Genomic DNA, 14,414 nt, shown 5'->3' on the forward strand with positions numbered 1-14,414 from the left:
GTAAAAAAATGTAGCAGCACAGTCAGGAGTTTATGCACTATGTTTCAACAGTTTAAAAGTGGAATCATCTACACAGCCATGGGGAAATACTCGATCGTCATCGTTCAGCTCCTCGTTAATGCCGTCATCTCACGTATCCTAACACCAGGAGAAGTCGGTATTGTCGCAGCAGTGAACATCTTTTTAGTCTTCTTTCAGCTCCTGGCTGACTTCGGTATTGGACCGGCCATGATTCAAAATAAAGACCTTAGAAAAGACGAAATCAACTCGATATTCGCTTTCAGCCTGTACATAGCATTCGGACTTGCCGTTCTGTTCTTTTTCCTCGGCTATCCAATGAGCCTATTTTACGGCAATGACGTCTTCATTCCAGTCAGTCGAATTCTTGCGATAGCGGTCTTCTTTTACGGTATTCTAGTTGTTCCCCAATCACTGCTCTTAAGGGACAAGAACTTCAAGATGGTTAACCTGACCACCGTTGCCGGGGCATTAACGTCAGGTGTGGTCTCTATTGCACTAGCCTTGCTGGGCTTCAGTTACTATGCCATGATTATCGGTAATGCGACCAAAGCCTTTATTCTCTTTATCGTGTTCTACTTGAATACCGAAACAACCGTTACACTGAAATTTAACTGGGCACCGCTCAAAAAAATCTATGCTTTTTCTCGAAACCAGTTCTTGTTCAACTTCATTAACTACTTTTCAAGAAACTTGGACAACCTGTTAATTGGTCGGTATTTCTCATCAAGTGCTCTGGCGTATTATGACCAGGCCTACAAAGTGTCTTTGTACCCGAATCAGACACTGACTAGCGTTGTCACTTCCGTTATTCATCCGATTCTTTCGGACTATGAAAACGAAAAAGACCGCATCATGCGCGTGTATTTAAGAATTTCTAATCTACTGGCGACACTTGGGATGCCCTTATCGGTCTTTCTGTTTTTCTCGGCAGAAGAAGTCATCCTTGTTCTCTTCGGATCACAGTGGGAGGGCAGTGTTCTAACCTTCCAGATTCTAGCTTTATCAGTCTGGCTGCAGATGATTCTCTCCAGCACTGGCGGCATTTTTCAGTCGGGTAACCGCACGGATCTGCTTCTATTATCAGGAGTACTCTCTACAGTATTTAATATTACCGGCATTGTGACAGGCGTACTCTTTGGACAAATTGAAACAGTCGCAGCCTTTTTAGTTCTAGCCTTTTCATTGAACTTTATCCAGGCAAATTACCTTCTAATGAAAAAATTGTTTAATGACAGACTACTTACTTTCTTCAAAGTACTAATTAAACCGCTTATGCTGGCACTTATTCAATTCGGTGGCTTTTTACTTCTACCAGATTTGCCATTTAATTTGTTCATTAATTTAGTGATAAAAGGAAGCTATTTTGTAGTACTATGGATAGGTGGGTTACTTGTAACCGGTGAATTCAAACGCATTTTAAGAGAGTTTAAACAATCCAACGCTTAACGTAAACAGTTAGGAGGCAGCATATGTCTTATAAAGAAACCAATACAATAGACAATCAGCCGCTCGTGTCAATTATCATACCAACTTACAATGTTGAACGCTACGTCGAAGAGTGCATTGAGTCGCTGCTCAATCAGACATACACAAATATCGAAATTATCGTTCTCGATGACGGATCCACTGATGCGACGGTTTACTTGCTCAAGCAATACGAGGACAAGATTCAATTAATTGTAAATAGCAACAATAAAGGCCAGGGCGCCAGACGCAACGAAGGAATGAAACTTGCTAATGGCAAGTATATCTACTTTGTGGATTCTGATGACTGGATTGAACCCGAGACTGTTGAAGAAGCAGTCAAGCAGCTCGAAGAAACGCAAACTGATATTGTGCGATTCAATGGAGTCTCTTTCGATGAAGGTATTGGATCAGTTATCAAAGAAAACAACTACAATTTTTCTGGAATACTTGAGAACAAAAGATTGTACATTGGAGAAGAAGTTCTCAGGAAAAGTATCAAATCGTTCACACCATCACCGTGTTTGTACATAGTTAAAAAGGAATTTTTGGACTGCAATAACCTTTTGTTTATTGAAGGAGCATTGCACGAAGATGAATACTTTACAACTGTACTTTTTGCGAATCTTAATAAGATGATATACCTTGACAAAAATTATTATCACCGACGTTACAGGACTGCTTCAACAATGACGGTTCGTACAAATCATCATAAGTTGAAATCGTTTGTTTCATATATTAAAATATTTAAATCGCTTGAAGCAGAATATATGAAAGAAAAATACTCAGATCTACAGAGATGCTTTATTAAACGGCAGTTACTTTCAATTTATAATGGACTTCAAATGAGTGACGTGCATCCTGAACAGAAACGCCAACTTAGTAAATTTAAGTCTGTTACATTCAGAGACAAATTATTTATTCGTGGAGTCCGACTTAAGCAGCACCTAAAATATAAGAACAAAAAGTGAATAAGAAGACATATACCATTACTAGATTATGAAAAATCGCTGAAATCTTATCAGATGAGTTTCGATTTATGGTAAGATAGCTTTTGATTGTGGCAATCTTTGAGCGCTCAGTAGCACGCTATTACTAATTATTTATAGCCACAGAATGGAGAAGAGACAGGATGGAGAAAAAGAAAATTGCGATAGTTTTTGGAACACGTCCAGAAGCTATCAAAATGGCACCAGTCATTCAAGAATTGAAAAAATATCAGGATGACTTTGAAACATGCATCATTGTCTCTGCTCAGCATAGAGAAATGCTTGATCAAGTACTAGTAGTTTTTAATATAAAACCGGATTACGATTTAAATATCATGAAAAACTACCAGACTCTCTCAGATATTACTTCTGATGTCTTGAAAGGTATAGAAGTTTTATTAGTCAAAGAACAGCCAGATATGGTTTTAGTTCACGGAGATACGACCACAAGTTTAGCGGCAGCTCTGGCTGCTTACTATCATAAAATCCCAATTGGGCATGTGGAAGCCGGACTTCGAACGCATGACAAATATTTCCCTTTTCCTGAGGAAGGGAATAGACAGTTGATTGATGCAATTACTGATCTGTTCTTCGTGCCAACGGAAGTTACTAAAAAAAATTTAATTGCAGAAGGCAAGGATGAAAGGCGAATAGTTGTAACGGGCAACACGGTTATTGATTCTGTTCTTTACACAAAAAATAGCCTAGTCAATCATGCAGCGCTTGAATTAATGGATTCAAAGCGAGATCATAAATGGATATTGCTTACTTCTCATCGTCGCGAGAATTACGGCGAACCGATGAAAAATATTTTTGAGGCTATAGTTGAAGTTGTTAATAGACATCATGACGTAGAAGTGCTGATTCCTGTGCACTTAAACCCAGTTGTACAGAAAGTGGCGCGTGAACTTCTTGGAGATCATGAACGGATACACTTAATCGAGCCTCTGGAAGTAGATGTATTTCATCAGGCTATAAATAAAGCCTACTTTGTACTGACAGATTCCGGTGGACTCCAAGAAGAAGCACCTGCTTTAAACAAGCCCGTCTTAGTATTGAGAAATAAAACTGAGCGTCCTGAAGGTTTGGAGACAGGAACCTTAAAAGTTATTGGAACAGAAAAAGATAATATTATTAAAGAAGTATCCAAATTGCTAGACAATCCACTAATTTACAAAGAAATGTCTGAAGCTGTTAATCCCTACGGAGACGGATTCGCAAGTAGTAGAATAATTGATGAAATCGCTCATTACTTCGGATGAAGGAGAGGCACTAATTTTGGAATTTTCATTTAATGAAACAAAACTTTACAGTAAGTATGGTCAACGCTGGTCAGCGCTTATATTGTTACTTGTATCTTTGACATTCTTAGTAAGTGACTGGGTGGTGCTCTATTCGTCCTTCGGAGATTTTCTTTTGGCTTCTGCTGTTTTATTGATACTTTTTCTTGGTAAGTTTCATATTCGATATGATCAGATACTAATAATACTTGCAATATTTGCTATATTAGCGATAACTTTTGTGTTGTCTTATTTTTACAATGACTACTGGTTTAGTCAACGAAGGGCATTATTATCGATTCTAAAACTAACTTTCTATACTATATCTATAATTCTTATATTTAATTATATTAAACTAAATCAGCTTAGTATTGCTTTCCTGAAAATGAATAATCTGTTGGCTATAGGTGCTGTTTTGGTTGGATTCATTTTGACCTTATTTATCTATATGGAAAGTTTAGAAGTGCCTCATTTTGTTTGGACATTCACTCGACAAGATACGAGAAGTTATTTTTATGCAGGCAATGAAGCTATAGTGCGGTCAAGAAGTTTTTTTTCTGAACCAGCTCATTTAGGTTACTATTTGAACATTTTGTACTTTTCCAACATCAAGTCTAAAGAAATTAAAAGAAAGAAAACAGTGCTATTTATTTTTGCAACAGGTATATTACTCACATTAAGTTACAGTATGATTCTGGTTTTCTTATTAACTAACATAGTTTTTGTATTTTCTCGCTTTTCAAAGAAAGAACTATTGTGGTCAAAGTGGTATATTTTATCCTTAGTTTTATTATCAGTGCTATTATTTTATTTTTGGAATTTTATTGATGTAGCGATTATTGAACGGACGAGAAATATTCTTAGTGGGGAAGATGGATCTGCGAATATTCGCATCTTGGGTGCTTGGATGTATGTGGATGAGAATAGACTTCTGATGGGGAATGGAATCGGACATACTCCGCCAGTAACAAATATCTACGCCTACATGTTGAGTGATCTAGGTTTAATCGGTTTTATCCCTTATCTCGGATTAACTATTTATTTACTTATTAATAGTTTTTCTACATTCACATTCTTTGTGATTATGAATATGGCCAAAGGCGGCTACTTAAATCCGGCATACTGGCTATTTCTGCTGTTTGTATTTCTATATGGCTTATCCGAAGAATAAGTGTAATGATTGAATTAGAGAAAGGAGGCAACACTTTATGTATGATATGTATCAAGTTATAGTAAATGTAATATTGACAATTTTAATAAGCGTGCTGATGACACCTTTAGTTAGAAAGCTTTCATTTAAAATAGGCGCAGTTGACGTACCTAATAATCGCAGAGTAAATAAAGAGACGATGCCTTCTATGGGAGGTTTATCAATATATCTAACCTTTTTTTTCTCGCTTTTCGTTTTACAACCTGTTCAGTTGAGTATATCCGTCCCTATATTTATCGCCTCTACAATAGTCCTTTTTACTGGAATAATAGATGATATAAAAGAAATCAGTCCAAAAGCGAAAATGTTAGGGTTAATTATTGCATCTGTGATTATCGTACTGATGAACGATCTTACTGTTGTTCAAGTAAATATTCCTTTTATGGATGAGGTTTTTCTTCCTACATGGATGGGTTTTTCGCTAACGATATTTTGGATTCTCGCAATAACCAATTCGATTAATTTGATTGATGGACTGGACGGACTGGCTAGCGGGGTCTCAATCATAGCTTTGACTACTATGGGAATTATTGGTGTGTTCTTTTTAGAATCAACGAGTTTTGTTACAGGAATTATTATTTTCACACTAGTTGGTGCTATAATCGGCTTTTTACCTTACAACTTTTTCCCGGCTAGGATTTATCTGGGAGACACGGGAGCGCTGTTTTTAGGTTTTATGATATCGGTCATGTCTTTATACGGCTTAAAAAATGTCACGCTAATTTCTCTTATAATTCCAATAGTAATCTTGGGAATTCCTATTACCGATACAGTATATGCCATGTTAAGAAGAAAGCTTAATAATATGCCTATGTCTAGTGCAGATAGACATCACATGCATCACAGATTAATGTCACTGGGGTTGACTCACAAACAAACAGTTCTGGTTATTTATTTGATTGCTGGAATTTTTTCTATGATTGCGCTACTATATCCGTTATCATCATTATATGGATCAATATTAATTACCATTGCATTATTATTAGGTTTGGAAATTTTTATCGAGCTGATTGGACTAGTTGGTGAAGACAGAAGACCATTATTGAATAAATTAAGACGATTTGTGAATAAGCTAAACAATAAAGACAATAAATAGTATAATAGTAGGGGATAATTATGAGTACGAATAATCTAGTTTCGATAGTGATGCCGACATATAATGCAGAAAAGTATATAATGCAAACAATCGACTCTATCATTGAACAGTCTCATGAGAATTGGGAACTAATCATTGTAGATGACTGTTCAGATGATAATTCTGTTTCAATTATCAATGGATATGACGATGACAGGATTCATCTAGTGAAGCTTTTAAGTAACCAAGGTGCTGCTGTTGCTAGAAATACGGCACTTAAGGAAGTTACAGGAGATTACATTGCATTTCTCGACAGTGATGATTTATGGGATAAAGAAAAACTGACTAAACAACTTAATTTTATGAAAAAAAATAATTATCTGTTTACTAGTACGGACTATGCGGAAATTAATGAATCTGGTGAAGAGACTGGAGCAGTTATTAGATCTCATGCCCAATTAGATTATGAGGGAGTCCTTAAATACTGCCCTGGAAATTCAACTGTTATGTATAATGCAAAGGAACTTGGTGTTTTTTTTATTCCTGATATTAAAAGGAGAAATGACTTTGTTATGTGGTTGCAGGTCATTAAGAAAGCGAAGTATGTTTATGGATTGCCAGAAGCGCTAACTTATTACAGAGTCAGAAAAGGCTCTCTGTCCAAAAATAAAAAGAAGCTAATTAAGTATCAGTGGAAAGTTTACAGAGAAATCGAAAAGCTTCCACTTTTAAAATCAGTATTTTTACTTATACACAAAATTTATTCTGTTCTTAAAAAGAAATGAAGGTTGATACAACATGTTAAAAGTCTTTCATATTAATTCTAATTATTTAACGTCCAAACTCCACGAGAATCTAATTGAGCAACTTGAGAACAAATGTATTGATAATACAATTTACATGCCTGTAAAAAATGAAACAATTGATGAGTTTTTATATGAATCTAGATACAATGTAAAAACACCTATAACTTTTAAGGGTAAGGACAAATATATATTTACATTAAAGCAATACAAGATAATTAGAAAAATGGAAGAATTGTATGATTTCAAAGATTTTGATATTATACATGCCCATACTTTGTTTACAGATGGAAATGCAGCGAGATACTTGTCAAATAAGTATGGTGTACCTTACATTGTAACTGTGAGAGGTATGACAGATATAGATGGTTTTTTCAAAAAGAGAATAAATTTAAGGCCTCGCGGCAGAAGAATTTTAAAAGATGCGTCACGTATCGTTTTTCTTTCTGAAGCCAATAAACAAACACTCCTGTCTGAGTACATAAAAGGAGATAAAAAACCTTTTGAACAAAAATCCAAGGTCATTCCTAATGGTATCGATCAATTCTGGTTCGAGAATGAATACAGACCAAAGGAGCTGGCATCAGAGAGTCCAGTAAAACTTCTATATGTAGGTAAACTTAAGAAATCAAAGAATGCACTAGGAGTATTAGCGGCAATGAGGAAGCTTAAAGAAAAATATGGAATACAAACTGAAGCTACATTCATCGGCAAAACTGTTGACCAGGAAATATATGATGAACTTGCAGCAGTAGATGATTTACAGGTGACACTGCTACCTCCGGCTGACAGGGACGTGCTTTTGGACCTTTATAGAAGCAATGATATTTTTGTAATGCCGTCACATTCTGAAACCTTTGGACTTGTTTATCCTGAAGCAATGAGCCAAGGACTACCTGTTATCTATTCTAAAGGGCAAGGTTTCGACGGACAATTTGATTACGGCCAAATTGGTTTTCCAGTAAACTCAAATGATTCTATGGATATTGCGGATAAAATGGCAGATATCATAAACGACTATAATTTTTTCTCAAAGAACGCAATTGATAAGTACAAGATGTTTAATTGGAAAACAATTTCAGAAGAGTTTAAGAAAGATTATATTTCTTTAACAGATGTAAGGAGGGAGGATAATAGTGACAGAAAAAAGTAAACAATTTATTATTATACTCATTGCTCATTATTTCATCTTTCGCTTTTATTTTAACTTCGTGAGTACAGCTATTCAGCAAATTATTGTTTTTGGTATTTTAGGCCTCTACATTATTATTAACTTAAAGAGTGTCAATGAACTGTTTTTGAATATCGGAAAGCACAAAACGCTTTTCATCCTTGGAAATATTTTTTATATTTTAGCTGTTTTATTATCATTCTTCACTCCATTACTATATAAGACATATGATTTTACATATTTTTCAGTTCATGTAAGATACTTGTCGTACCTGATAACTTATGTAGTTCTACTTGATCTGATTAAAAGGTGGCTAGGAAGGGCCAGAATGAAAGAAAACTTCCTGAGGATTTTCATAATAACAGCAAGGAACTATGTATTAGTTTCCATCCTCATGTTAGTAATTCCTCAAATAAGAGAGTTTTGGATTAGTATAATTCTTGAAAGCCCTAGAGGCTTGGCTCTCATAAGGAACAACCCCGCCTATGTTGCAAGATTTGGGTGGGCAGGATACTCAGGATTCACAGTCACATTCATGATGACCCTAGCAGTAGCTTTTACAATTTATTTTATTGTTAAAGATATTAATACGACGCAGCCTATTAAAAAGATGGATCTTTTAAATATGATACTGTTATTGTTGGGGAATGCTTTTTACGGACGTTCTGGTCTGCTAAGTTCGATAGCAATAATTGGTATTAGTGTCCTCTACATTATGGTTAAAAACAGGAAAATCCAGATGGCTTTTTCCTTTGTCGGACTCCTTATCCTTCTTTTTTTTATACTTACAGTGCTGAGTGAGTATAACGATACCCTTGCTGAATGGTATAGTTGGGTCGTTACACCGATTCAGAATCTGGTGACAACAGGATCCTTCAATGTAGGATCTACCGACCATCTCTGGAGTATGTATTTTGTTCCTGAACTTAGAACATTGCTTCTGGGTGATGGGTTCTACACTAATCTTCAGACCGGGACTTATTATATGCGAGTGGATGTCGGTTTTCTGAGACCAGTTCTGTTTGGTGGGTTACCACAATTGATTATTAGTTACCTTGTACCACTAATAATGACTATAGGTGTCGGTTTGATGCGCAAGGAAAATAGATTTCTTGCTTTTCTTATCATCCTTACACTATTTATTTTTGAAGTGAAAGGGGAAGTTGTTATTCCACTAATCCCTCCTATGTATAGCCTGTTTTTATCAGAGGCAGCAACCGAAAAGAGTGCAGCTTACAAAGGAAAGAAATCACTTCTGATTTCATCACAGCCTAAATTGGGAATGAGAAATATCTGACAATCTCTATTAAATATATCTATAAAAAGTAGGAGAGAGAAATGAATAAAATCATATGGACAGAACTAAAACGTTTTGTTAAACGTAATTATAAAAAAGCAGTGTTAATTGCTTTGGCTGTAGGAATCACTTATAGTCTTGCAACAAACTTTTTACTGGGCTCAAATACGACATTAGATGAAATAGAACCTTTCGATGATCCATCTATTATTACAGAAGAGCAAGCAGAATACTTTACTGGTTTTCAAATTTATATTGAGTATGAGGATGGTAGGTCATATACAAATACAACTTTACTTGAAGAATACGTCATCCAACCCGAAGTTGTTAGAGAAGCAGAAAATGAGACTGGTGTCTCAATTTTATCTCGAATGGAACAGCTTGAGGAATCCGGTTTCGAAAAACAAGGGAACAACCGAGGTGTGCTTGGTGTAATAAGAGGTAATCATTCCAATGTTTTTACAATTATGGTAAATGTCGGCTCAGACGTGGAAAATATGGAGGTTGCAAATTTTTATTATAATCGATTAACTGATGGCGTGGTCAGTTTTCTTGAAAATAAAGAGGTCCATGTATGGAGCGAACCTCAACTATTGATTGAATCTGATTCTGAAATACCTGAAACGGATGAACTACCCGGTAACTTTATTAGTGGTTTTACTGCAGATATAATTGTTGGAACATTATTCGGTTTGATAGTGGCTATGCTTGGTTTATTGCTGTTGAGCGTATTGAGGAATAAAGATCTTTATTCTTTCTCATATAACAGAGGAAGTGATGATATTTTTCTACTACATGATTCATCTAAAGTTGAAGCAGGAGAAACGGCTCAATTAATAGCCTACCCTTTAAACTATGATAAGGTTATCATTCACAATACAGCTTTACCAGAAGATTTGAAGAACGAGCTAGATAAAAAACTGAATATGATTAGCGAAAAGTCAACTTACAGTTACGTTAATAAAATGTCTGAGGCGTATATTCATTCAGAAAATACAGAAGTAGTAATTTTATTAAATAGCCTAAAGGATTCAAAAAAATGGTATAATGCACAGCGTAGGTTGGCAGACACATATAATCTGCCTGTCAAAGTCGTACAAATCAATGACTGATCAATTACTTTAAATTACTATTTAAATATACCCCATTGAGCATATGCAGCTTCTATGGGGTTTAACCATGATTTTAAAAAAATAGCAGAGGTGACTTATGAAAAAATATGTATTTATTTCAGGAGGAGAATTATTTAATAAGGGAGCACAAGCGATGACTTTTATTGCTGTGGATCAGATGAAGAGACGGTTTCCTGATGCGGAAATCGTCTTGCTCTCAACTAGTGACTTCAAACGTTCTGTAGAAGAAAAAAAACAGTATAAATTTACAATCATGCCTTTTTCTACTGGCTGGATTTATGATTATATTGGCGGACCAATCGGGTCACTATACAAGCTGAAGAATTTAGTTAAGAAACCATCAAAAAGTAAATATCAGGGTGAAAAAGAAAAGATTGGGAAAATGTTAGACAATGTTGTAGCTTGGATAGATATTAGTGGGTATGCGTTATCTTCACAGTTCACCTCCAACCGTTCGCTTGATTTTCTTTTGCGTATTCTGACAGCCAAAAGTCATGATATCAAAATGGCTATAATGCCACAGTCGTTTGGACCATTTTCATATGAGGGCAAGAACAGAGTAATCATTAACTACCTTATAAAAAAAGCTATGCCGTATCCTGTCAAAATTTATGCTAGAGAACAAGAAGGATATGATATTCTTACGAATGAACTAGGGTTAAATAATGTAGAACGAACATATGATATGGTACTAATGAACAAAGATCTGAATCTTAATAATATTTATACAGATGTACCGGAATTTCCTTCTTATAAAGATGTTGAAAATGCTATTGCAATTGTGCCCAACGAAGAAAACTTTAAGCACGGTAAGAATGAAGACGTGTATGCTGCCTATAAGTATGTTATAGAAACTGCTTTAGATAATAAAAAGAGTATATATATCCTGAGACATTCTCATAATGATAAGGTAGTCTGTCAAAATATCAAAAACATGTTCCCGCAGAAGAACGTCATTCTGCTTGATAAAGACATTAGTTCTTTAGAATTTGATATTCTTGTAGAAAAGCTTGATTTCATTATTGGCTCACGTTTTCATTCGATTGTGCACTCTTACAAGAATCAAGTGCCATGTATAGCAATCGGTTGGGCGACTAAGTATCATGAGTTGTTGAAACTATTTAATCAATACGATTATATGTTTGATGTACGTGAAAGTTTGGATAAAGATAAATTAAACGCAGCAGTTATCAGATTATTAAATGAACATTCAAAAGAATCCGAGGTTATTTCAAAAAGGTTGGCTGATGTACAGAATTCGACCAATTTATTTAAAGTTTTTTAAGGATCGAATGGAGAGAAGCATGACATGTCAAAATTGAAAAAACAGGCAGTAAGCAGCATAAAATGGACTACAATAAAAACCGTAATTAATTCGCTAGCTGCCCCATTACTGCTTATTTTTAAAGCTAGATACCTTAGTCCAACTGAGTTTGGTGTCATGGCGATTATTAATGTCTTTGTATCACTTATTTCTGTATTGGAAAATTTCGGTGTAAGCACAGCCATCATTCAAAGAGATGAGATTTCTAAAAATGAACGTTCTTCATTATTCGTCTTTCAGACGGCATTTAGTGTGGTTATTGGGGTTCTGATTATTCTGTTCTCACCAATCATGTCAGCATTCTATGATATGGAAGCCTTGATAAGCTTGTTACCTATCTTAAGTTTATCTGTGTTCTTCAATGCACCGGTTATACTCTTTACAGCTTTTCTAGAAAAAGAATTGCATTTTAAAGCCTTGTCGATTATTCAAATTATTCGTGAAGCTGTACTAGTTGTTACAATAGTCTTATTTCTAATATTGGACTTCGGCCTCTTGGGTGTCGTGCTCGGACAAGTTATTTCTGTTGCAGTTATGGCCATTCTAGTAATGATCGAGTCATATAGAGTGGACTTGCTTCATCTCTATTGGCATTTTAGACTTAGCGAAATAAAACCTTTCATCAAGTTTGGTGTATATATTGTTGCCAAACAGTTGATGACACAAATTACTCATCACATTGACGAGCTAATCATCGGATACTTTCTTTCAGCTGAGATACTTGGTCTATATCACTTTGCCAAGAATATGCTTGGTAAGCTACGAATACTGATTACGACATCTTTTGCAAAAGTTATGTTCCCAGTATTGTCTAAGGTGAAAAACGATTTGACCCGCTTGACAAATGCCTATAACAAAATTTCTAAGTATTTAGGAATCTTTGCCTTTCCAATATTTATAGGGATCGCACTGACTGCTCATTCGTTTATTCCAGTTCTATTTGGGGCTGAATGGCTAGAAAGTGCTGATTTCTTTGTTATACTGTCACTCTCTTATATTCCTTATATCCTGACAGCGAATCTGGCGACATCTCTACTCTATTCGGTAAATAAACCGAATCTGGTATTGTATACTGATATAATCGTTAATTCAGTTTACATCATAATACTGCTTAGTTTCTCTTTGATTGGGCTGGGTATTTATTATATCGTTGTATTATATGCCGTATACTTGGTTATAAAAACCATGACACTACAATATCTAACAACGATGTACTTGCATTCCACATTTAAAAGTTACTTGGCTTTATTTAAAAACACTGTCATTGCATCTGTTATGTTGATAGTAGTGGTTCTCGGCATAAGGCTATTTTCGACAGGAAATGTTAGTAATTTAGTTGAGCTTATCATTAGTGTCATTGGAGGAGGATTCGCCTATCTAGTTACTTATCTGCTTATAGATAAGAAAACATTGGTTAGTATGAAAAACTTGGCATTGAGTAAATAGAACAATCGAAAGGAATAAATAATGAAAAAAAAGATTAAAAAACTGATACCAAATTCACTAAGGCTCTTGATAATAAAGCAACTTAAAGAGCACCAGATGAAGAAGCTTATCAAAAAAGATCAGGAGCGTTTTTTAAAGTACAGCTTTGGCAAAAAGGATTTATCCGCCTTCAATCAGATTGAAGCCCGATTGACAAAAGAATACCACTCAATCGAAAAAGGGTTGTCTTACAAAGAACTGAGATTGGGTTTCGGAAAACAGGTTCTGAATAATGTACTGGATTTAATGAAGGAATATCGGAAAAATGGTTATCCTTTGGATACTCATGTTTATCAGACTGCTTTAAGTAATCTACACAGTTATATTGCGGTACACGATGAAGCTGGATTCAATATCGATTCATTGAAAGAAGAAGTGAAAGAGCTTGAAACGGGAACACCTGATAACTGTTCAGGCGGTATACTTCATAAGACCAAGCAAAGTGTCCTAGAACAGTCGAAGCAGGATTTCAAGATTTTCTCTGAAAGTAGACACAGTGTGCGTGACTATTCTGATGTACCTGTGTCCATAGAAAGTCTGGAAAAAGCCCTTGAGCTAGCTAAACGTACGCCATCAGCCTGTAATCGCCAGTCCTGGAGGGTTCGTGTCGTAGAAGATCCTAAATTGAAAAAGACAATTCAGAAAAATCAGAACGGGAATCGTGGTTTCGGGGATTACATTGATAAGTTCATTATAATCACTTCAGATGTTCAGTACTATGATCGTATTCGTGAGAGGAACCAAGCTAATATCGACGGCGGTATGTACGCTATGAATCTACTCTATGCGTTACATTACTATGATATAGCAGCGGTGCCGCTTAGTGGATCTCTGAATCTTAAACAGGAAGATAATTTGAGAGAAGTGTTTAATATTCCTGACTACGAAAACTTCATAATGTTTATCGGAGTGGGTAATTACGTAGATGAATATAAGGTACCCAAATCTGACCGTAGACATGTCAAGTATGAGTACTATTAGGCAGTTAAAAAGTAATTAAGTTTAAAATTAAAGAGACATATTCTTTTATGTAACTGAACCAATTTCATAACTAACTTTTTAAAAAAGGAAACACTCGTCTAATTTCAAAATGACTATTTTTTAAAAATTACACGGCTATTTCTTTTCTGTTCTTTCTCTCAGCTAACCGTTGGTTTGCATA

At 35.3% G+C, this 14,414-nt stretch carries 12 protein-coding genes; all 12 read left to right on the top strand.

The window, feature by feature from the left end:
- Positions 1 to 39: 39 nt before the first annotated feature.
- The 12 genes from ACYVLS_RS01060 to ACYVLS_RS01115 all read left to right on the top strand — a co-directional run bounded on the left by ACYVLS_RS01060 (position 40) and on the right by ACYVLS_RS01115 (position 14,233).
- A complete protein-coding gene (locus ACYVLS_RS01060) occupies positions 40 to 1,467 on the top strand; it encodes a lipopolysaccharide biosynthesis protein (protein WP_460320232.1) in 1,428 nt (475 codons plus the stop codon).
- A gap of 23 nt (positions 1,468 to 1,490) precedes the next feature.
- Positions 1,491 to 2,456 carry a glycosyltransferase family 2 protein gene (locus ACYVLS_RS01065; RefSeq protein ID WP_460320235.1) on the top strand — a complete coding sequence of 322 codons (966 nt, stop codon included), beginning with the start codon at positions 1,491 to 1,493 and terminating at the stop codon, positions 2,454 to 2,456.
- A gap of 161 nt (positions 2,457 to 2,617) precedes the next feature.
- On the top strand, positions 2,618 to 3,736 hold the full coding sequence (gene wecB, locus ACYVLS_RS01070) for a non-hydrolyzing UDP-N-acetylglucosamine 2-epimerase (RefSeq protein ID WP_460320238.1): 1,119 nt from the start codon (positions 2,618 to 2,620) through the stop codon (positions 3,734 to 3,736).
- 16 nt (positions 3,737 to 3,752) lie between these two features.
- Entirely contained in the window at positions 3,753 to 4,925 is a 1,173-nt protein-coding gene (locus tag ACYVLS_RS01075) for a hypothetical protein (RefSeq protein WP_460320240.1), read from the top strand.
- 46 nt (positions 4,926 to 4,971) lie between these two features.
- Complete coding sequence (locus ACYVLS_RS01080; RefSeq protein ID WP_460320265.1) at positions 4,972 to 6,060, top strand: glycosyltransferase family 4 protein; 1,089 nt, start codon at positions 4,972 to 4,974, stop codon at positions 6,058 to 6,060.
- 20 nt (positions 6,061 to 6,080) lie between these two features.
- Entirely contained in the window at positions 6,081 to 6,824 is a 744-nt protein-coding gene (locus tag ACYVLS_RS01085) for a glycosyltransferase family 2 protein (RefSeq protein ID WP_460320243.1), read from the top strand.
- Positions 6,825 to 6,837: 13 nt separating this feature from the next.
- Entirely contained in the window at positions 6,838 to 7,995 is a 1,158-nt protein-coding gene (locus ACYVLS_RS01090; RefSeq protein WP_460320246.1) for a glycosyltransferase family 4 protein, read from the top strand.
- Positions 7,979 to 9,310 carry a hypothetical protein gene (locus tag ACYVLS_RS01095; RefSeq protein WP_460320249.1) on the top strand — a complete coding sequence of 444 codons (1,332 nt, stop codon included), beginning with the start codon at positions 7,979 to 7,981 and terminating at the stop codon, positions 9,308 to 9,310. Before ACYVLS_RS01090 ends, ACYVLS_RS01095 begins: the two co-directional genes overlap by 17 nt.
- Before the next feature lie 41 nt (positions 9,311 to 9,351).
- Positions 9,352 to 10,422: a hypothetical protein gene (locus ACYVLS_RS01100; protein WP_460320252.1), complete on the top strand. Its 1,071-nt coding sequence runs from the start codon at positions 9,352 to 9,354 to the stop codon at positions 10,420 to 10,422.
- A gap of 97 nt (positions 10,423 to 10,519) precedes the next feature.
- Entirely contained in the window at positions 10,520 to 11,728 is a 1,209-nt protein-coding gene (locus tag ACYVLS_RS01105; protein ID WP_460320255.1) for a polysaccharide pyruvyl transferase family protein, read from the top strand.
- 24 nt (positions 11,729 to 11,752) lie between these two features.
- Complete coding sequence (locus ACYVLS_RS01110; RefSeq protein WP_460320257.1) at positions 11,753 to 13,213, top strand: oligosaccharide flippase family protein; 1,461 nt, start codon at positions 11,753 to 11,755, stop codon at positions 13,211 to 13,213.
- A 96-nt stretch (positions 13,214 to 13,309) separates the two neighbouring features.
- A complete protein-coding gene (locus ACYVLS_RS01115) occupies positions 13,310 to 14,233 on the top strand; it encodes a nitroreductase family protein (protein ID WP_460320260.1) in 924 nt (307 codons plus the stop codon).
- Positions 14,234 to 14,414: the final 181 nt, after the last annotated feature.

The sequence above is a fragment of the Alkalibacterium psychrotolerans genome (genome assembly GCF_054784355.1).